This window comes from Pseudomonas sp. GW821-FHT01D09, assembly GCF_059422465.1.
The window spans coordinates 135,693-153,599 of record NZ_JBWKWY010000002.1; the positions used below are offsets into that span (position 1 = coordinate 135,693).

Annotated in this window: 17 protein-coding genes; 4 read left to right on the forward strand and 13 right to left on the reverse strand. The window is 60.0% G+C overall.

The features are described 5' to 3' along the window. Positions 1-11: 11 nt before the first annotated feature. Positions 12-713 (reverse strand): FadR/GntR family transcriptional regulator, encoded by a 702-nt coding sequence (locus AC07W7_RS03240; RefSeq protein WP_076963968.1) that lies wholly within the window; start codon positions 711-713, stop codon positions 12-14. An 83-nt stretch (positions 714-796) separates the two neighbouring features. After that, positions 797-2,107 carry a C4-dicarboxylate transporter DctA gene (locus AC07W7_RS03245; RefSeq protein ID WP_076963969.1) on the reverse strand — a complete coding sequence of 437 codons (1,311 nt, stop codon included), beginning with the start codon at positions 2,105-2,107 and terminating at the stop codon, positions 797-799. Positions 2,108-2,339: 232 nt separating this feature from the next. Here AC07W7_RS03245 and AC07W7_RS03250 point away from each other — a divergent pair, with 232 nt between their 5' ends. After that, positions 2,340-2,969: a DNA-3-methyladenine glycosylase I gene (locus AC07W7_RS03250; RefSeq protein ID WP_495038669.1), complete on the forward strand. Its 630-nt coding sequence runs from the start codon at positions 2,340-2,342 to the stop codon at positions 2,967-2,969. 8 nt (positions 2,970-2,977) lie between these two features. On the opposite strand, the gene pdxR is transcribed toward AC07W7_RS03250, so the two are convergent. From pdxR to AC07W7_RS03285, 7 genes are all read right to left on the reverse strand, one after another. Then, the gene (gene pdxR, locus AC07W7_RS03255) at positions 2,978-4,411 is read right to left on the reverse strand and encodes a MocR-like pyridoxine biosynthesis transcription factor PdxR (RefSeq protein ID WP_495038670.1); all 1,434 of its coding nucleotides are present in this window, start codon (positions 4,409-4,411) and stop codon (positions 2,978-2,980) included. Between the two features lie 129 nt (positions 4,412-4,540). Further along, entirely contained in the window at positions 4,541-5,308 is a 768-nt protein-coding gene (locus AC07W7_RS03260; RefSeq protein WP_169866478.1) for an SDR family oxidoreductase, read from the reverse strand. Positions 5,309-5,325: 17 nt separating this feature from the next. Continuing rightward, positions 5,326-6,393, reverse strand: coding sequence for a phosphotransferase family protein (locus AC07W7_RS03265; protein ID WP_197883584.1), 1,068 nt, complete (start codon positions 6,391-6,393; stop codon positions 5,326-5,328). 129 nt (positions 6,394-6,522) lie between these two features. After that, the gene (locus tag AC07W7_RS03270; protein WP_495038671.1) at positions 6,523-7,476 is read right to left on the reverse strand and encodes a 2-hydroxyacid dehydrogenase; all 954 of its coding nucleotides are present in this window, start codon (positions 7,474-7,476) and stop codon (positions 6,523-6,525) included. A gap of 156 nt (positions 7,477-7,632) precedes the next feature. Continuing rightward, entirely contained in the window at positions 7,633-8,052 is a 420-nt protein-coding gene (locus AC07W7_RS03275; protein ID WP_076963975.1) for a hypothetical protein, read from the reverse strand. A gap of 54 nt (positions 8,053-8,106) precedes the next feature. Next, entirely contained in the window at positions 8,107-8,601 is a 495-nt protein-coding gene (locus tag AC07W7_RS03280; protein ID WP_076963976.1) for a DUF4822 domain-containing protein, read from the reverse strand. A 342-nt stretch (positions 8,602-8,943) separates the two neighbouring features. Next, positions 8,944-9,138 (reverse strand): hypothetical protein, encoded by a 195-nt coding sequence (locus tag AC07W7_RS03285; RefSeq protein WP_169866476.1) that lies wholly within the window; start codon positions 9,136-9,138, stop codon positions 8,944-8,946. Between the two features lie 237 nt (positions 9,139-9,375). Between AC07W7_RS03285 and AC07W7_RS03290 the strand changes: the two genes are divergently transcribed. Further along, positions 9,376-10,653 (forward strand): serine/threonine transporter, encoded by a 1,278-nt coding sequence (locus tag AC07W7_RS03290; RefSeq protein WP_099170703.1) that lies wholly within the window; start codon positions 9,376-9,378, stop codon positions 10,651-10,653. Positions 10,654-10,934: 281 nt separating this feature from the next. On the opposite strand, the gene acnB is transcribed toward AC07W7_RS03290, so the two are convergent. After that, entirely contained in the window at positions 10,935-13,544 is a 2,610-nt protein-coding gene (gene acnB / locus AC07W7_RS03295) for a bifunctional aconitate hydratase 2/2-methylisocitrate dehydratase (protein WP_495038825.1), read from the reverse strand. Between the two features lie 395 nt (positions 13,545-13,939). Here acnB and AC07W7_RS03300 point away from each other — a divergent pair, with 395 nt between their 5' ends. Continuing rightward, on the forward strand, positions 13,940-14,410 hold the full coding sequence (locus AC07W7_RS03300; RefSeq protein WP_169866475.1) for a DUF1289 domain-containing protein: 471 nt from the start codon (positions 13,940-13,942) through the stop codon (positions 14,408-14,410). A gap of 286 nt (positions 14,411-14,696) precedes the next feature. On the opposite strand, the gene AC07W7_RS03305 is transcribed toward AC07W7_RS03300, so the two are convergent. Further along, positions 14,697-15,560 (reverse strand): universal stress protein, encoded by an 864-nt coding sequence (locus AC07W7_RS03305; protein ID WP_099170705.1) that lies wholly within the window; start codon positions 15,558-15,560, stop codon positions 14,697-14,699. 157 nt (positions 15,561-15,717) lie between these two features. Here AC07W7_RS03305 and AC07W7_RS03310 point away from each other — a divergent pair, with 157 nt between their 5' ends. Beyond that, positions 15,718-16,320 carry a MiaE family protein gene (locus AC07W7_RS03310; protein WP_076963982.1) on the forward strand — a complete coding sequence of 201 codons (603 nt, stop codon included), beginning with the start codon at positions 15,718-15,720 and terminating at the stop codon, positions 16,318-16,320. Here AC07W7_RS03310 and AC07W7_RS03315 read toward each other — a convergent pair. Beyond that, on the reverse strand, positions 16,276-17,475 hold the full coding sequence (locus tag AC07W7_RS03315; RefSeq protein ID WP_076963983.1) for an MFS transporter: 1,200 nt from the start codon (positions 17,473-17,475) through the stop codon (positions 16,276-16,278). The two genes, AC07W7_RS03310 and AC07W7_RS03315, sit on opposite strands and share 45 nt — an antisense overlap. Before the next feature lie 43 nt (positions 17,476-17,518). After that, on the reverse strand, positions 17,519-17,905 hold the full coding sequence (locus AC07W7_RS03320) for an ectoine synthase (RefSeq protein ID WP_076963984.1): 387 nt from the start codon (positions 17,903-17,905) through the stop codon (positions 17,519-17,521). Positions 17,906-17,907 lie beyond the last annotated feature (2 nt).

The window sequence follows — 17,907 nt, forward strand, 5'->3', positions numbered from 1 at the left end:
GGTCTCCAGGGTCAGTTGCCGAGATGGTCGTCGGGAATGTTCAGGGCCGTGCCCATGCGCTGGCCTTCGTTGAGGATATGGCGGCGCATTTCGGCGCTGGCCAGGGCGCTGTTCTTATTGCGGATCGCGCGCACCACGGCTTCGTTTTCCTGCAGGCGCTCGGCCAGGTGTTCGGGGGAGTTGCGCAACACCTGGGCGCTTTGCTTGAGGGCATTGCTGGTCTGCTGCACCACGTTCTGGAAGATCGGGTTGGAGGTCAGGGCGAACAGTTCTTCGTGGAAGGCGATGTAGGCGTTCATCCCCGCTTCACTGTCGTGGGCCTCCAGGGCTTCGCGCATGTCCATCAGGGTCAGGCGCAGTTGGCCGATCTCTTTGCTGGTGATGGACTGGGCCACCAGGCCGACGATAAACGGCTCCAGGGTGTAGCGCAGTTGCAGGATATCGGCGAGGCTGGCATCGGCCACGGCGTCATGGGCCTGGGGTTCGTTGACGTGGGTCTCCAGCACGACCACGCCTTTGCCGGGCATCGAGCGCACCAGGCCGAGGGTTTCCAGGACGATCACCGCTTCACGCAGGCTGGGGCGGCTGATGCCCAGTTGTTCCGCCAGTTCGCGCTGGCCGGGCAGCATTTCGCCACGCCGCCATTGACCTCGGGCCAGGGCGGCGCGCAGTTTTTCTACGACTGAATTGACGACGGTTGAGGTGCTGATCACGCCGTGGACTCCTTACTTTATTGAAACTGGCGATGCTTAAATGTGGGAGCAAACCCACTCCCACATTCTATTTGTGTTGCTGCTCAGAACTCCTGGTGCGCCGGCAACACCGGCTTCTTGGCCTGGAACGCATACCCTTGCTGCCCGTCGAGCACCTTGTTGGCCCGCTCGATATCAATGTCCTTTTCCCAGCGGGCAATGGCCACGGTGGCGACGCAGTTGCCGATCAGGTTGGTCATCGCGCGGCCAATCCCCATGAACCAGTCCACCGCCAGCACCAGCACCAGGCCCACCACCGGGATGGCGGGGATGGCAGTCAGGGTGGCGGCCAGAATCACCAGGGCCGAGCCCGGTATGCCGTGGGCGCCCTTGGAGGTGATCAGCGACACCAGCAGGATGGTCAACAGGTCGGTCATCGACAACGGCGTACCGGTGGCGTTGGCGATAAACACGATGGCCAGGGTCAGGTAGATCGAGAAACCATCGAGGTTGAACGAGTAGCCGGTGGGGATCACCAGGCCGACGGTGGAACTGCCGATGCCCAGGTGCTCCAGTTTACGCATGATCTGTGGCAACACCGCATCGGACGAGGCGGTGCCCATCACGATCAGCAGCTCTTCACGCAGGTATTTGAGCAAAGGCAGCATGCGCAGGCCCGACAGGCGCATCACCGTGCCCAGGATCAGCGCGACGAAGGCCATGCAGGTCAGGTAGAACAAGCCCACCAGGCTGCCCAGGTGCTGCAGCGAGTCCAGGCCGTAGGTGCTGGTGGTAAACGCGATGGCGCCGAAGACCCCGATGGGCGCCAGGCGCACGATCATGCCCATGATGCGGAAGATCACATGGCTCAGTTCGTTGATCAGTCGCGAAATGCCCGAGGCCGCTTCCCCCACCAGGTTCAGCGCGCTGCCAAACAGCACCGAGAACAGCAGTACCTGCAACACGTTGTTGTCGGCAAACGCGCCGATCACCGAGTTGGGGATCAGGTCCATCAGGAACTGGCTGGTGCCCTTGATATGCTGGCCGCGATCCGCCAGTTCATTGAGGCCGGCGGAAGACAGCTGCTCCAGGTGGATATTGGCGCCGCTGCCGATCCCGGTACTGAAGGCCAGCACCAGCCCGAGGACCAGGGCGATGGTGGTGAGGATTTCAAAGTAGATTACCGACTTGAGGCCGATGCGCCCGACTTTCTTCAGGTCGCCGGCACCGGAAATGCCGCTGACCACTACGCAGAACACGATCAGGCCGATCAGCATCTTGATCAGCTTGATAAAGCCGTCACCCAGGGGTTTGAGTTGTGAGGAGAATTCGGGAAGGGCCAAGCCGCAAGCGATGCCGAGCATCAGGCCTATGACGACTTGCAGGAAAATCGAACGCGAGCACCATCTGAGCATGGGGAGGATCTCTATTCGGTGCCCTGGTGGGTCCAGGGCTTAATTGTTGTGGTCTTACCGGTAAGTCCAGTGCGTGGCCAGTCTACGCTTGTGTTTTTGCAAACTACAAGGGGCTGCGGGGGTGTTTATGCCTTCCGGTCTTACCAGTTGCTCGGTAAGCGTGATGCTTGAGCGGTTGGCGGCTTGTAAAATTTTTCGCTTATCATCCCCGGCTTGGCCGCTGAGGTGATGCATGGATAAGCCAGGACTGACAACCGATGAAGCGGGGCTGACCCGTTGTACATGGCGTACGGCTGCTGCCGAGTACCCCGATTACCACGATCACGAGTGGGGCGTGCCGGTTGCCGATGATCGTGCGCTGTACGAGAAGATCTGCCTGGAGGGCTTCCAGGCCGGTCTGGCGTGGATCACCATCCTGCGTAAGCGCGAGCACTTTCGCCGGGCGTTTGCCGGCTTTGATTTTCGCCGGGTGGCGCAGTACACCGAGGAGGATATCCAGCGCTTGATGGCCGACCCGGAGATTGTGCGCAATCGGGCGAAAATCGTCTCGACCATCAACAATGCGCGCCGGGCCTGTAAGCTGGTGGATGAACACGGCTCGCTGGCGGCGTGGCTGTGGGCGTTCGAGCCGGCGGCCGGCGAGCGTCCGGCCGTGGTGGATCTGGCTTATTGGACGGGTAACCCGACATCGCCGGCCTCGGTGCGCCTGTCCAAGGCCTTGAAAAAGCGCGGTTGGACGTTTGTCGGGCCGACGACGATGTATGCGTTCATGCAGGCGATGGGGATGGTCAATGACCATCTTGAAGGTTGCCTCTGTCGGCCGCAAATTGAGGACCTGCGGCGTCACTTCAAGCGCCCCTGAACGCTTCCTCAGCCCATCTGCTGCAGAATATCGCGCACCTTGTCCAGGGACGGGTCGATATCCAGGGTTTCGATGGCGCCGAAGCCGATGATCAGGCCACTGCGCACCGGCGCCTCATGGAAAAACACATCCAGTGGATACAGCCCGACTTCCACCTGGCGCGCCCGTTCGATCAGCAAGGGGATATTCACGGGCACTTTGCACAGCGCCGCCAGGTGGAACCCGGCCACGCTGGGCACGGCCTCGAACCAGGGCGACAGGTCGCCGGCCAGGCGGCTGAGGATGCGCTCGCGGCGGATGGTGTAGACGGCGTGACAGCGCCGGATATGCTTGAGCAGGTAGCCTTCGCTGATGAACTTGGCCAGGGCCCATTGCGGCAGTGTCGAGGTGTGCTGGTCGCTCAATTGCTTGGCCTTGAGCACTGCCCCGCGGATGGCCGGGGGTAGCACCGCATAGCCCAGGCGCAGCTCGGGCAGCAGGGTTTTGGAGAAGGTCCCGACATAGGCGACGATGCCCCGGGTGTCCATGCTTTGCAGGGCGTCGGTGGGGCGGCCTTCATAGCGGAACTCACTGTCGTAGTCGTCCTCGATCACAATCGCGCCCAGCGCCAGTGCACGTTCCAGCAGGGCGACGCGACGCGGCAGGCTCATCGGGATGCCCAGGGGGAACTGGTGGGAGGGGGTGACGTAGATCAGCCGTGTGCCCTCGGGAATCAACGCGACCTGAATCCCCTGGTCGTCCAGCGGTACGCCGGCCACCGTGGCGCCCATGGCTTCAAACATCAAGCGTGCGGGGGCGTAGCCGGGGTCTTCCATGGCCACGATGCTGCCGGGCTCAAGCACCACGCGGGCGATCAGGTCCAGGGCCTGTTGCGCGCCGTTGCACACCACAATGTCGTCATCCCGGCAGTTGACCCCACGGGAAAACGCGATGTGCCCGGCAATCCCATGGCGCAAGGCCGGCAGCCCTTCGGGCTGGCCATAGAACCCACTGTTGCGGGCGATGCGGCGCAGGGCGTCCTGGGTACAGCGCCGCCATTCGTCCTGGGGGAACAGGCTACGGGTGGTGGCCCCGCCGATGAATTCGCAACGCAAGAGGCTGTCCCGCGTTGGATGGCGCATGGGCGAGGGCAGTGCCTGCCACTTGGCGAGGTTGGCGGCGCAGGCCAGGTCGGCCGCACTTTGCAGGCCCTTGGTGCGCGGCACATGGGTATTGACGAACGTCCCGCGGCCGATCTTGCCGATCAGCAGGCCTTCATAGGTCAGGGTGGTGTAGGTGTCGGATACAGTCTTGCGCGACACGCCCAGTTGCTCGGCCAGCAAGCGGCTGGGGGGTAATTGCGCGCCGGCGGCCAGGCGCCCTGAGTCAATGGCGTCGCGCAGTTGCTGGTAAAGCTGTTCGGCCAGGTCCTTGCGGCCCTGGATGACGAGGTGCAGTTCCATGTTTCGTCCCGTGGCGGTCAATCCTGCCAAGGTTACTCGCATGTAAAGGCTGTGGGAGCGGGCTTGCTCGCGATAGCGGTGTATCAGTCAACAAACCATCAACTGACCCGCTCCCACAGTGAGGTGGGGTCAGGAGAGGAAGCCGCCGTCCACATTCAGCGAAACGCCGGTGGTATAGGTCGAGGCATCGCTGGCCAGGTACAGCACCGCGCCGGCCATTTCGCTGGGGTCGGCTACGCGCTTGAGGGGGATCTGGGCCAGGGCCATGTTCAGGATCGATTCGTTCTTCACCAGCGCCGAGGCGAACTTAGTGTCGGTCAGGCCCGGCAGCAGGGCGTTGCAGCGGATGCCGAACGGCGCGCATTCCTTGGCAAACACCTTGGTCATATTGATCACGGCGGCCTTGGTCACCGAGTAGATGCCCTGGAAGTGCCCTGGAGAAATGCCGTTGATCGAGGCTACGTTGATGATGCTGCCGCCGCCGTTTTCCCGCATCAGCTTGCCGGCTTCCACCGACATGAAGAAGTAGCCGCGGATGTTCACGTCGACGGTTTTCTGGAAGGCGCCGAGGTCGGTGTCCAGTACGTTGCAGAACTGTGGGTTGGTGGCGGCGTTGTTGACCAGGATGTCCAGGCGCCCGAACTGCTGGCGAATGCCGGCAAACACCTCATTGATCTGCGCCATCTCGCCGATATGGCAGGCAATGGCCGTGGCCTTGCCGCCAGCGGCGATGATCGCGTCGGCCACAGGCTGGCAGCCGTCGATCTTGCGGCTCGAGACAATCACATGGGCGCCTTGCTGGGCCAGCAGTTTGGCAATGGCCTCACCAATGCCACGGCTGGCGCCGGAGACAAAAGCGATCTTGCCGTCGAGGTCGAACAGGTGGGTCTTGGACATGGTGGTTCCTTGTCAGGTCAGAGCGTGGATTGGTGGATGACGTTCAGGCTCATCTGCTCCAGCAACGCGTTCATGTGAATGAACTGCGCGAAGCGTTTGTCCTGGGTCTGGCCATGGTAGAAGCGGTAGTAGATCTGCTGCACGATACCGGCCAGGCGGAACAGGCCGTAGGTGTAATAGAAGTCGAAATTGTCGATCTGGATGCCTGAGCGCTCGGCGTAATAGTCGACAAACTGACGGCGGGTGAGCATGCCGGGGGCATTGCTCGGCTGGCGGCGCATCAGTTGCACGGGCGCGGGGTCGGCGGCTTCGATCCAGTAGGCGAGGCTGTTGCCCAGGTCCATCAGCGGGTCGCCCAGGGTGGTCAGTTCCCAATCCAGCACGCCGATGATTTGCATCGGGTTGTCGGGGTCGAGGATCACATTGTCGAAGCGATAGTCGTTGTGCACGATGCTGGACGTGGGGTGGTCGGCGGGCATCTTGTCGTTGAGCCAGGCGCGCACGGCTGCCCATTTCGGGGCGTCGGGGGTCAGGGCTTTTTCGTAGCGATCGCTCCAGCCGCGGATCTGCCGCGCCACGTAGCCTTCGGGCTTGCCCAGGTCGGCCAGGCCGCAGGCGGTGTAGTCCACCTGGTGCAGCTCGACGAACTTGTCGATAAAGCTCTTGCACAAGGCTTCGGTGCGCGTGGCGTCCAGACCCAGCTCCGGCGGCAGGTCCGAGCGCAGGATGATGCCCTTGACCCGCTCCATCACATAGAACTCGGCGCCGATCACCGATTCGTCGGTGCAGTGCACGTAGGCCTTGGGGCAGTAGGGGAAGCCATCCTTGAGCTGGTTGAGGATGCGAAATTCCCGGCCCATGTCATGGGCCGACTTGGCCTTGTGGCCAAAGGGCGGGCGGCGCAGGACGAATTCCTGTTCGGGGTATTCCAGCAGGTAGGTCAGGTTGGAGGCGCCGCCCGGGAACTGGCTGATTTTGGCGCTGCCACTCAGGCCAGGGATGTGGGCCTTGAGGTAGGGGTCGATGAGGCTGGCATCCAGTTCTTCGCCGGGGCGGATCTGGGTGGATTGGTCATTGAGCGCCATGCTTATCCCTTCTGCTTATTCTTGAGGCCTTGGACTATTGGCTAATCTAATGCGCACAGCCAACCCGCCACAAGGCTGTGACGGCTTAATAGGCTAGCGTGTTGGACGACAATCAGCGTGCCTGATCGGTCATTTTTCGGGCGCAGGCAAGGCGACCGGTGTGAGTACCGGGCGCCCGGCAAAGTAGGCGAGCAGGTTGTCCGCCACCCGTTGCACGGTGTCGTGGGCCGCTTCCGGCGACAGCCCGGCCACATGGGGGGTGAGTACGGTGTTGCAGAGCCGCTTGAGGGCGTCGGGCACGTTGGGCTCATCATCGAACACATCCAGCGCCGCCCCGCCAATGCGCCGTTGTTCGAGGGCGCTGATCAGGTCGGCGGTAACGATCACGCTGCCACGGGCGATGTTCACCAAAAAACCGTTGGGGCCCAGGGCATCCAGGGCCTGGCGGTCGATCAGGTGACGGGTGCCTGGGCCGCCGGGGGTGGCAATGACCAGGAAATCCGAGGTGCGGGCCAGTTCCACCGGGGTGGCGCAGTAGGTGTAGTCCACATCGCTACGGGGTTGGCGGCTGTGGTAGCTGACTTGCATGTCAAACCCCAGCGCCGCGCGCCTGGCGATCGCCAGGCCGACGGCGCCTAGGCCGAGGATGCCCAGGTGTTTGCCGGACAGGGACGGGCGCATGACCTTGGGCCATTCGCTGCGCCGAACCGCGGCATCGGCCTGGGGAATGTCACGCACCATCGACAGCAGCAGCGCCATGGCGTGATCCGCCACCGACGGTGCATTGACCCCGGCACCGTTGGTCACCACGATCCCACGATTGCTGGCGGCCTGCAGGTCGACCTGCTCATAGCCCGCGCCGATCACGCAGATGATTTCCAGCAAGGGCAGGGCGGCGATCTCTTCGGCGTACAAGCCCAACGGGCCACGGGTCAGCACGGCCTGGATCTGCGTGCCATGGGTCTTGATGGCCTGGCTGCGCTCGGCGGGCGTTGGGGCCAGGATCACATGAAAGCCATTGCTTTCGATGATCGGCAGGTAGTCATTAATGGTTTCAACCAGGACCAGAACAGTGGCGGGCATGGGGCGGCTCTTGTTGTGGGGTTTGATACCTGGATTATGCGGCATTTTCTGGCGTGCGAAATGCCTGCGGGTGAAAGATCCTCCCCGGACGGAAGGCCTTGGCATGGGGATGCCAGCGTCTGCACAGGCTGAAGACGCTGGGCATCGACGCGGACGTTATTGGGCTTGTCGCACCTTGTTCTGTTCTGCCTGGGCGATTTCCTTGAAATCATAGGTCGGGAAAAACTCGGTCCTGTAGGTTCCCCATGCGGTGTTTTCCAATGCCAGGTTGACCGCTGACAGGCGAGAGGCAGGCAGGCGCAGGACGATGACTTGTCCGATACCCATGGTGATGTTCCAACTGACAACCTCTACCCCTGCCGGTGGAAATACTTTATAGAATTCCTGTTTGGCAAGTTGTGCCCTTAGTTCGCTTAATGGGCGGGACTGATCATGTTTTAGAAATACGGTCAGCATGACTGCGTTGTCGGGAGTGGCAACAGGTTCCTTGGCTATCGGCTGTGCACCGGCACCGCTCGAAATAAGGGCGGATAACCATACGGTAGATATCAGTAAAGACTTGAGTTGGGTTTTCATAGGCGGGCGTCTTTTTGTTGGTTTTATGAATGTTGTATGGGGTGTTAATAAAAGTTAGTGGGAAGTGGAGGTTTTGATCGGCCCTTTGTAAGGCGCGTGAACAACATAGATACGCACGGTTTCATTGGTTTCGAGCATGTCGCGAGGAACCTCCCGCGAGTAGGTGAACTCTTCGTTGTTCAAGACCTCCAGTCGGCGCACCACGCTTCTGATCGGGCCTTTGTCGGGCACCAGGATATGGTTTTTCCGGTCGCCCGTGACCAGGAAATAACCGCCGCCGCCATGCTCATACTTTGACAGCCCCGTGTCGGCATAGAAGAACTCATAGCGATTGCGCTCCGGGTCCCACATGGAGATGCCCACCACCCCCGGGTACTTGTCCTTGACGTCTACGTGGGGGGCGCCCTCGATATAGACCTTGGTGGTCAACCACTGAGGGGAGGAGGCCAATGCGCGGATATCGGACGTTGCCCATTGTGCCTGGCTGGTAAGCGGGCTGAGCAATCCCGCGAGAAACAGGCCTGCAAAAACAGCATTGTATTTACGCATTAAATAACTCCGGTATGGAATTTTATTGGTTTTTGTTCTTGTTGTTGCCTGCATGGGCAGCGGGGGAAATATAGGTCTGATGAGAAGCGCTATCAATACCTGGGTATATGTTTGTAACAAATCCAGTGGTAATAAGTTAAAAGATAATTTTAATGTTGAGGATGAGGTTTTTGGAGGGTGTAGGTTGATTCCTACAATTAAAGCGAATTAGCTTACGTGGTTTAAAGATTTATAAACCTCTTGTTTGAGTTTCGATTGTTGGCTGATTGGCCTTTAAGGCATGGGCAGAGGGCGACGAATCTATAGCGCAATAGATCCGTGCCCTGGGTAGATTGCAAACCCTTAGCCGATTCGCGGCGTGGGGATCATGGTGTTGCGAGGCTTGGGCGCGGCAGCATATTCAATGCCGTTAAACGAGAAGGTCTCCGTCTGTGGTGGTTTGGGCTTGTTTTGTGCCGCTATTTGATCGGCAATGTGGTTGGTGATGATATCGACCAACTGGCCGGCATTGGACAGGTTCAGCTCTGTAGTCGTCATGCTTGAGTCTCCAAGGGTTGTTGTACCGCCTCCACTGAGTGGGCGTCGCTGGCGTAACGTTCCCGACTCAAACAATTTGTCGTCAATCAGATTTATCTGCTCCGTACAACCATTGCTCAGCTAAGTCTTTGCTTATTCAAGCGAATCTTGGACAATCGCGCCCTTGTTACGGTCGTGGCGCTGCCTGTCAGGTTTTTCTGACTCGTTGCGGTCGTATGAAAGCGGAGATCCGAGCGGATGAATGATCAGGCCAATAGCGTCGATGAACGCTACGCAACGACACCTGTAACCCTCACGGGCTGGAGCCGCCAGGACACGACCTGGATGCTTGGCCTGTTCGGCACGGCGATTGGCGCCGGTACTTTGTTTCTGCCCATCAACGCAGGCCTTGGCGGCTTCTGGCCGTTGCTGATCCTTGCGCTGTTGGCATTCCCGATGACCTACTACGCGCACCGTGGCCTGACCCGCTTTGTGTTGTCGGGCCGTGCAGGCTCGGACATCACCGAGGTGGTTGAAGAGCACTTTGGCATCAAGGCCGGGGCCTTGATCACGTTGCTGTACTTCTTTGCAATCTTCCCGATCCTGCTGATCTACAGTGTGGCGCTGACCAACACGGTGGGCAGTTTCATGTCACACCAACTGCATATCGAGCCACCGCCGCGGGCACTCTTGTCCTTTGTCCTGATCCTGGGCCTGCTGGCCGTGGTGCGTTGCGGCGAGCAGGTGATCGTCAAGGCCATGAGCCTGATGGTCTATCCGTTTATTGTCGCCTTGCTGTTTCTGGCGGTGTACCTGGTGCCGCACTGGAACGGCGGCATCCTCAGCACCGCCAGCAGCGTCCCCGCGCCATCGGCACTGCTGCATACGCTGTGGCTGGCGATTCCGGTGATGGTGTTCTCGTTCAACCACTCGCCGATCATCTCGGCCTTTGCCGTTGACCAGAAACGCCAGTACGGCGGCCACGCCGAAGAGCGCAGCTCGCAGATCCTGTGCCGGGCCCATCTGCTGATGGTGGTGATGGTGATGTTCTTCGTGTTCAGCTGCGTACTGACCCTGTCACCGGCGCAACTGGCCGAAGCCAAGGCGCAGAACCTGTCGATCCTGTCCTACCTGGCCAACCACTTCGACAACCCGACCATCGCCTTTGCCGCGCCGTTGATTGCCTTCGTGGCCATTGCCAAGTCGTTCCTGGGCCACTACATCGGCGCCAGCGAAGGCCTCAAGGGCTTGATCGTCAAGAGCGGCCGCCGTCCGGGCGCCAAGGCACTGGACCGCATGACCGCAGGCTTCATGCTGGTGGTGTGCTGGATCGTCGCCACGCTGAACCCGAGCATCCTGGGGATGATCGAGACCCTGGGTGGGCCGATCATTGCGTCGATCCTGTTCCTGATGCCGATGTACGCGATCCGCAAGGTGCCGGCCATGGCCAAGTACCGTGGGCAGATGTCCAATGTGTTTGTCACGGCGGTAGGTTTGGTGGCGATTACCGCGTTGGTGTACTCCCTGGCGGCGTAAGCCCCCGAGGTTGTACGGCTCTAAAAGGTGGGCTTGTGTGGGAGCGGGCTTGCCCGTGATATAGGTGGGTCAGTCAATTAAGCTGTCGACTGATCCACCGCTATCGCAGGCAAGCCTGCTCCCACATTTGTTTTGTGGTGTGTCCAAAATTCCCTACCTCGCTGAGACCCTTGTGGGAGCGGGCTTGCCCGCGATGAGGCCACAACAGGTCCCACATTTCTCCAGGCATAAAAAAACGCCGCGTATCTTGCGATATACGGCGTTTTTTACATCAGCAAACCTTAGGCTTGAACCACCGGAATGTTGGCGCTTGCAGCGATTTTGCGGAACTCGGCGATCTGGTCGAAGTTCAGGTAGCGGTAGACGTCACTGGCCATGGTGTCCAGTTTCGCCGCGTAGCCCATGTACTCTTCGACGGTCGGCAGGCGACCCAGGGTGGAAGCGACTGCCGCCAGCTCGGCCGAGGCCAAGTAGACGTTCGCGCCGTCACCCAGGCGGTTCGGGAAGTTACGGGTCGACGTCGACACTACGGTGGAGTTCGGCTCAACCCGTGCCTGGTTACCCATGCACAGCGAGCAGCCCGGCATTTCCATACGCGCGCCAGCCTTGCCGTAGATGCCGTAGTAGCCTTCTTCGGTCAGTTGGTGAGCGTCCATCTTGGTCGGCGGCGACAGCCACAGACGGGTTGGCAGCTGACCCTTGACCTGTTCCAGCAACTTGCCGGCCGCACGGAAGTGACCGATGTTGGTCATGCACGAACCGATAAACACTTCGTCGATCTTCTCGCCAGCCACGCTGGACAGCAGACGGGCGTCGTCCGGGTCGTTTGGTGCGCAGAGGATAGGCTCGTTGATTTCAGCCAGGTCGATCTCGATGACTTCGGCGTATTCGGCGTCGGCATCGGCTTCCATCAGCTCTGGGTTGGCAACCCAGGCTTCCATCGCTTGGGCACGACGTTCCAGGGTACGGGCATCGCCGTAGCCTTCGCCGATCATCCAGCGCAGCAGGGTGATGTTGGAGTTCAAGTACTCGGTGACGGAGTCTTTGGACAGCTTGATGGTGCAACCGGCAGCCGAACGTTCGGCCGAGGCGTCGGACAGCTCGAAAGCCTGCTCCAGGGTTAGGTCGTTCAGGCCTTCGATTTCCAGGATGCGGCCGGAGAAGGCGTTTTTCTTGCCTTTCTTCTCAACGGTCAGCAGGCCGGACTGGATCGCGTAGTAAGGAATGGCATGCACCAGGTCACGCAGGGTGATGCCAGGTTTCATTTTGCCTTTGAAACGCACCAGGATCGATTCCGGCATGTCCAGTGGCATTACGCCAGTGGCTGCGGCGAACGCGACCAGGCCAGAACCGGCCGGGAACGAGATGCCCATCGGGAAACGGGTGTGGGAGTCACCACCGGTACCCACGGTGTCCGGCAGCAGCATGCGGTTCAGCCAGCTGTGGATGATGCCGTCGCCTGGACGCAGGGATACACCGCCACGGGTCATGATGAAGTCAGGCAGGGTGTGGTGGGTGGTCACGTCGATTGGCTTTGGATAGGCCGCGGTGTGGCAGAAGGACTGCATCACCAGATCGGTGGAGAAGCCCAGGCACGCCAGGTCTTTGAGTTCATCACGGGTCATGGGACCGGTGGTGTCCTGGGAGCCGACGGTGGTCATCTTCGGTTCGCAGTAGGTGCCTGGACGAACGCCTTTGCCTTCTGGCAGGCCGCAGGCCTTGCCGACCATTTTCTGGGCCAGGGTGAAACCCTTGCCGGTGTCGACAGGAGCTTCAGGCAGCTTGAACAGGTCGGTAGGGCCAAGACCCAGCTCGGTGCGCGCTTTCTCGGTCAGGCCACGGCCAATGATCAGCGGGATACGGCCGCCGGCACGGACTTCGTCCAACAGGACCGGGGTCTTCATTTCGAAGGTGGTCAGGACTTCATCGGTGCCGTGCTTGCAGACTTTGCCAGCATGCGGGTACAGGTCGATCACGTCGCCCATGTGCATGTTGGTCACGTCGAATTCGATTGGCAGTGCGCCGGCATCTTCCATGGTGTTGTAGAAGATGGGAGCGATCTTGCTGCCGAAGCAGAAGCCGCCAGCGCGCTTGTTCGGAACAAAGGGCACGTCGTCGCCGAAGAACCACAGCACCGAGTTGGTCGCCGACTTACGGGACGAACCGGTGCCGACCACGTCACCGACGTAGGCGATCGGGAAGCCCTGACCGCGCATTTCTTCGATCTGCTTCATCGGGCCGGTCTTGCCTTGCTCGTCCGGCACGATGCCTTCACGGGCCATTTTCAGCATGGCCAGGGCGTGCAGCGGGATGTCAGGACGGGACCAGGCATCGGGAGCAGGGGACAGGTCGTCGGTGTTGGTTTCGCCAGTGACCTTGAACACGCGCAGGCTGATCTTGTCGGCCAGGGTCGGGCGGTTCTTGAACCACTCGCCGTCGGCCCAGGACTGGATCACTTCCTTGGCGTGCGGGTTGCCGTTCTTGGCTTTTTCCGCGACGTCGTGGAACGCATCGAACATCAGCAGGGTGTGCTTGAGCTGGGAAGCTGCAACGGCGGCCAGTTCGGCGTCGTCCAGCAGTTCGACCAGGGTCACGATGTTGTAGCCGCCTTGCATGGTGCCGAGCAGTTCAACAGCGCGTTTTTTGTCGATCAGGGGGGAAGAGACTTCGCCCTTGGCCAGGGCAGACAGGAAACCGGCCTTGACGTAGGCGGCTTCGTCAACGCCTGGTGGAATGCGGTTGGTGATCAGGTCAACGAGGAACTCTTCTTCGCCAGCCGGGGGATTTTTCAGCAGCTCGACCAGGCCTGCGGTTTGTTCGGCGTTTAGCGGCTGGGGAACGATACCCAGGGCTGCACGCTCTTCGATATGTTTGCGGTAGGCTTCAAGCACAGTTATTACCCTCATCAGTGGTCCCACGGGACGCTCATCCAGACATGCACGGCACACATGCGCTCGGGGGCTTTTTGGGCCGTAGAGCCAGTGCTGCCGGCATTTCTCACAGAAGCTGCTTTCAAAGTTTTACGCCTGCAGAACGGAGCTGATGAGGGTTGGTGCTGGTTATTTGGAGGGTAAATAACCAGCGCCAACACCGTTCTGAAGGAACGACTGTGCTCGTGACGCTTTGAAAACAGCTTCCAACGGATTATTTGGCGCCTTACAAGGCCGGATGATTCTACGGCAAAAAAATTCTAAAGGTAAGTTGCCGCAGCAAGTTTGCAGGGTGATGAACCTTAGACAAAGGGCTAACATGGGCCACTGTTTCGCTGATTTGTGCATTGCCACCCATGTCCAACCACACCATCAAGACCCCCTGCATCGGCCTGTGCTCCACGGTTTACGGCGATCTCGTGTGTCGCGGCTGCAAGCGTTTCCACCACGAAGTGATCCAGTGGAACGGCTATGGCGAGGAAGAAAAACGCGCGGTATGGCTGCGGCTTGAGCAACTGCTGGTGCAGGTCATGGCGGGCAAACTGGAGGTGTTCGACCCCAAACGCCTGCGCTGGCAGCTGGAGCAGCGTAAAATTCGCTTTGTGCCGCACCAGTCTGAATACTGCTGGGCCTACCAGTTGATCGCCCGGGGCGCGCGGGTGATCAACAACCTAGAAGCCTATGGCATGGTGCTGATGCCGGAGTTTCGCGAGTGGAACCTGCCGGCGTTGCGCGATGCCATTGATCGGGAGTTTTTTATCCTCTCTGAGGCCCATTACCAGCGCTATATCGCGCCAGGCTTCCTCAAGGACGCACTTTCTGGCTGAAGACACCGATCAAAATGGGGTGTGGCCAAACTATCCTGCACTACCGAGATCCCCTGTGGGAGCGGGCTTGCCCGCGATTGCGGTGGGCCAGTCAGCCCACCGGTTACTGACCCGCCGCCATCGCAGGCAAGCCAGCTCCCACATTTGTTCTGTGGTGTGGCCAAACTATCCGGCACTGCCGAGATCCCCTGTGGGAGCGGGCTTGCCCGCGATGGCGGTGGGCCAGTCAGCCCACCGGTTACTGACCAGTCGCCATCGCAGGCAAGCCCCACATTTCTGATCTGCGTTATTCCTGACTGGCCAGTTCCTCCAGGTGATCGATGATGCTCTGGGGCTTGAGCACCAGCACATCACTCTCCAGCGCATCCAGCACCACTTCCGCTGTATTGCCAATCAAGGCCCCGGAAATCCCGGTGCGCGCCACGGTGCCAATGATCGTGACGGCTGCTCGCAGTTTATGGGCCATATGAGGGAGCAGCACATCCGCCGGGCCTTCTTCGATATGCAGGTGGCTGTCGTCAATGTCGAATTCGGCCTGGAACGCCTTGCACTGCTCGCGATAGCGGGCCTCGATGGTTTCCTTGAGCTGGAACACCGGATCGGCTGCCGACAGCATGGGCGAGGGATGGGCGCTGATCACATGCAGTTGGCCCTTGGCCAGGCTGGCAATGTCAAAACCATGATCGACAATGGCGGCGTGCAGGGCTTTATGCTCGTTATCGAGGCTACCCACATCGATAGCCGCCAGGATCACCCCATTGGTCCATGGGGTTGCGGTCTTGACCAACAGCACCGCAGCCGGGCACCAACGCAAGAGTTTCCAGTCGGCCGGCGTCAGCAGGGCCTTTTTCAGCGGGCTGTCGGGGGCGTGCTGCTTGATCACCAGCTTGCAGCCTTCGGCCTGCTGCGTCGCGATGATGGTGTCCTGCAGGCTGCTGTTCCAGGCCTGTTCGGTGGTGACCTTGTAGCCATCGGCCAACAATTGTTCTTTGAGTAAGGCCAATAACGCCGAATGCTCATGTTTTCTATCGCATACCAGCAAATGCAGATGCGCGCCGGTCACCCCGGCGATCAGCTTGGCGCGCTTGAGGGCCAGGCTTTCCGAGTGATCGGGTTCGATGATCACCAGGATTTTGCCAATATCGTTCATGAGTGGGATCTCCAAGGGTGGGAAGGGCAAGGCTTCGGACAACTATAGTTGCTGCCCGCCGTACGTCATGTTGATACACATCAAGCCCCGTGACTGGTGGTCTGCGGCGGGGTCGGTATAATCGGCGGCCTTTTGTGATCCTTTGCCCGTGAGCCCGATGAACCTGCCCGAAATCCATGAATTCCTCGGTTGCCGCACCCCCGACGCCTGGGTCCAGGCCGCCCTGGCCGACCAGGAAACCCTGCTGATCGACCACAAGAATTGCGAATTCAAGGCCGCCAGCACCGCCTTGAGCCTGATTGCCAAGTACCACGCCCATGTCGACCTGATCAACATGATGTCGCGCCTGGCCCGTGAAGAGCTGGTGCACCACGAGCAAGTCATGCGCCTGATGAAAAAGCGCAAGATCGAACTGCGCCAGTTGCACGCCAGCCGCTATGCCTCGGGCTTGCGCAAGGTGGTGCGCAGCCACGAGCCGGTCAAGCTGGTGGACACCCTGGTGGTCGGAGCCTTTATCGAAGCGCGTAGTTGCGAGCGTTTCGAGGCACTGGTGCCGCATTTGGACGAAGAGCTCGGCAAGTTCTACTTTGGCCTGCTCAAAAGCGAGGCGCGGCACTTCCAGGGCTATCTGAAGCTGGCCTATCAATATGGCGAGGCCAAGGATGTGGCCCAGGTCATCGAGCGGGTCCGCGCCGCCGAGCAGGAACTGATCGAATCACCGGATATCGAGTTTCGCTTTCATAGTGGCGTGCCGGCCTGAGGCCACTGCCACGCCGATCAGCGCGGTGATGCCGGCTAGCAGCAGGATCACCGTTTGCGTGCCAAAAGGTGCCGCCAGCACGGCAATTGCCAGGCCCGCCAATGGCTGCGCGAGGTTGTTGAACAAGGTGATCACGCCCACCGTCTTGCCGAAATCTTGCACGGGAATTACCCGCTGACGGATGCTGCGCATATACACGTTGAACATCTTGTCGAAGCCGGTGACCAGCAGAAAGCCCAGGGTGTACAGCCAAAGGTTGGGACTGATCGCCATTATCAATGCCCCAACCCCAATCATCGAATACGACAGCCCGCCCAGGACCTTCAACGGTAGGGTCGAGCGCGCCAGGTAAAACAGAATGCCGATGGTCACCACCGCGCTGGCAGCCTGCAGCAGCGCGTAGGCATCTTTGCCGGCCGCGTAAAGGCCGGTCACCATAGCGGCGGAGGTGGCCAGCGTCACGCCAATGATCAAATTCACGCCGACCGCCAGGGCAATAACGCGCTTGAGCTCCGCCAGGTTGCGGATATGTCCGAGCGCGGTGCGCATCGGTTGCAGCCAGATACCCCGGTGTTGTGCGTGGCTTTCGAGATTCACTGTGGTATTGCGCTGCCAGATCAGCATTGCCAGGTCTGCCAGCACAAACAGCCCGGCAATTCCCAGCACCACCCAATGCCAGGCCCACACCTCCAACATCAGCGCGGCCACCAGTGGCCCCAGCACCAGGCCGCTCTGGTCGGCGATTTGCGAGTAGGAGAGGGTCTTGGCGTAGGTGTAATGCTTGAAAATATGCGGCATGACGACTTCCCTCGCCATGATGCCCTGGGTAGTCAGTACCCCGCACAGCGCAGACAGGATCACCAACCAATAAATGCCGTCGAACATCCCGTGCAGCGATACAGCCACCAAACACGCCAGTGCTCGGTAGACTTGGCTGATATGCAGAATGCGCACGGGCGAAAACTTGTCGCACAATGCCCCGCATACCGGGAACGCCAGGTATCGCGGCAGAGACTCGATGAAGAACGCCATCCCGGCCCACGCTACGCTGTTGGTGGTCTGGAACACGATCAACGGCACAATGAACAGCAGAATCTGGTCTGCCAGCCGTGACAGGAACAGCGAGACAAAAAAAGCCAGGTAATCCTTGCGCATGGTGCTCTCGTTTCGGTGAATCAAAGGGGCAACCAGAAGCCGATCAATAGCTTGAACCAGAGGTGTCACTGAGGTTATGGCGTTCATCTCCCTTGAGCGGTGGATTGAACACGCTTACCAATACCAAGTCTTCGTGCCGGCCCCCGCGCAGATAATGTCGGTCATGCTGGTCAAGGACGTAGATGTCTCCAGGGCGGATCTGGTAGATATTGCCGTCCATATCTTCGACCTCTCCTTCACCCGCAATGCAATAGCAGGCTTCCAGATGGTTGCGGTAGTGCAGCAGTGACTCAGTGCCTGCACGTACAACGGTATGGCAAATGGTATAGCCCATTCCGTCTTTTTCCGTCAGCAGGCGGTGGCTGGTTCCCGCACCCCATTCAACAAAGTGGCCAGTGTTCTCGATCTCGCTCTTATTGCGAATAAACATTT

Coding starts and splice junctions, on each gene's coding strand:
- AC07W7_RS03245 (WP_076963969.1), bottom strand. CDS start 2,107: ATGCTCAGATGGTGCTCGCGTTCGATTTTCCTGCAAGTCGTCATAGGC.
- AC07W7_RS03250 (WP_495038669.1), top strand. CDS start 2,340: ATGGATAAGCCAGGACTGACAACCGATGAAGCGGGGCTGACCCGTTGT.
- pdxR (WP_495038670.1), bottom strand. CDS start 4,411: ATGGAACTGCACCTCGTCATCCAGGGCCGCAAGGACCTGGCCGAACAG.
- AC07W7_RS03260 (WP_169866478.1), bottom strand. CDS start 5,308: ATGTCCAAGACCCACCTGTTCGACCTCGACGGCAAGATCGCTTTTGTC.
- AC07W7_RS03265 (WP_197883584.1), bottom strand. CDS start 6,393: ATGGCGCTCAATGACCAATCCACCCAGATCCGCCCCGGCGAAGAACTG.
- AC07W7_RS03270 (WP_495038671.1), bottom strand. CDS start 7,476: ATGCCCGCCACTGTTCTGGTCCTGGTTGAAACCATTAATGACTACCTG.
- AC07W7_RS03275 (WP_076963975.1), bottom strand. CDS start 8,052: ATGAAAACCCAACTCAAGTCTTTACTGATATCTACCGTATGGTTATCC.
- AC07W7_RS03280 (WP_076963976.1), bottom strand. CDS start 8,601: ATGCGTAAATACAATGCTGTTTTTGCAGGCCTGTTTCTCGCGGGATTG.
- AC07W7_RS03285 (WP_169866476.1), bottom strand. CDS start 9,138: ATGACGACTACAGAGCTGAACCTGTCCAATGCCGGCCAGTTGGTCGAT.
- AC07W7_RS03290 (WP_099170703.1), top strand. CDS start 9,376: ATGAATGATCAGGCCAATAGCGTCGATGAACGCTACGCAACGACACCT.
- AC07W7_RS03300 (WP_169866475.1), top strand. CDS start 13,940: ATGTCCAACCACACCATCAAGACCCCCTGCATCGGCCTGTGCTCCACG.
- AC07W7_RS03305 (WP_099170705.1), bottom strand. CDS start 15,560: ATGAACGATATTGGCAAAATCCTGGTGATCATCGAACCCGATCACTCG.
- AC07W7_RS03310 (WP_076963982.1), top strand. CDS start 15,718: ATGAACCTGCCCGAAATCCATGAATTCCTCGGTTGCCGCACCCCCGAC.
- AC07W7_RS03315 (WP_076963983.1), bottom strand. CDS start 17,475: ATGCGCAAGGATTACCTGGCTTTTTTTGTCTCGCTGTTCCTGTCACGG.
- AC07W7_RS03320 (WP_076963984.1), bottom strand. CDS start 17,905: ATGTTTATTCGCAATAAGAGCGAGATCGAGAACACTGGCCACTTTGTT.